Genomic DNA, 939 nt, shown 5'->3' on the forward strand with positions numbered 1-939 from the left:
ACTCTTTGGTGGTGATGGCATGTTGACTCGTCTTCTGCTCAAATCATCAAACGGAGCACCATGGTCAGATAATGGCACAGCGAATCATGCAGGCTTGCTTCCGTTTGCAGGCATTCCAAAGGGCAAATATTTCTATCAAGTTTCATTAGATGGCAATGCAGCCGGCAAACAAGGCAAGGCCCTCTTGGATCAATTGAAAGCGAATGGCACACACAGTTATACCGCAACCGTCACAGTTTACGGTGCAACTAAGGATGGTAAGGCAGACTTGAACAATGTTATCGCAACACGTCAAGTAAATCTGAATTTGAATGGTCAAAAAGCGCAAGAAGATCCATCTCTTGCTCAAGCCAAACAATCCGTTTCTGACAGCATCAAGGGCAGTACAGATGTTCCGGCTTCCTTCCTAGCCAATGCGACCCACCCTGGTCCCTTTACGGCAGGCGTGAACGAAGTCATTCCGTATGAACTCTTTGGTGGTGACGGTATGTTAACACGTCTCTTGTTGAAATCCTCAGACGGCGCCTCATGGTCAGATAACGGCACGGCAAAACACGCTGGCTTACTACCCTTTGCCAACATTCCAAAAGGTAAATATTTCTATCAAGTGTCACTCAATGGTAATGCGGCCGGCAAACAAGGCAAGGCCCTCTTGGATCAATTGAAAGCGAACGGTACTCATACTTACACTGCGACTGTTAAGGTTTACGGTGCAACTAAGGATGGTAAGGCAGACTTGAACAATGTTATCGCAACACGTCAAGTAAATCTGAATTTGAATGGCACTACGACCGTTGACCAAGTGAAAAAATCCGTAGTAGACAACATCAAAGATAAAATTGATGTTCCAGCAAGCTACTTGAAAAATGCAGTCTTTCCTGGACCATTTACAGCCGGTGTCAATCAAGTGATTCCGTATGAACTCTTTGGTGGTGATGG

Annotated in this window: 1 protein-coding gene; it reads left to right on the plus strand. The window is 45.6% G+C overall.

Features of this window, described 5'->3' with window-relative positions:
* The coding region (locus HMPREF3249_RS09625) for an SSURE domain-containing protein (protein WP_257369170.1) at nucleotides 1-939 on the plus strand (939 nt) is incomplete at both ends.

This window comes from Streptococcus sp. HMSC36C04, assembly GCF_001839535.1.
Lineage (GTDB): Bacteria > Bacillota > Bacilli > Lactobacillales > Streptococcaceae > Streptococcus > Streptococcus hominis.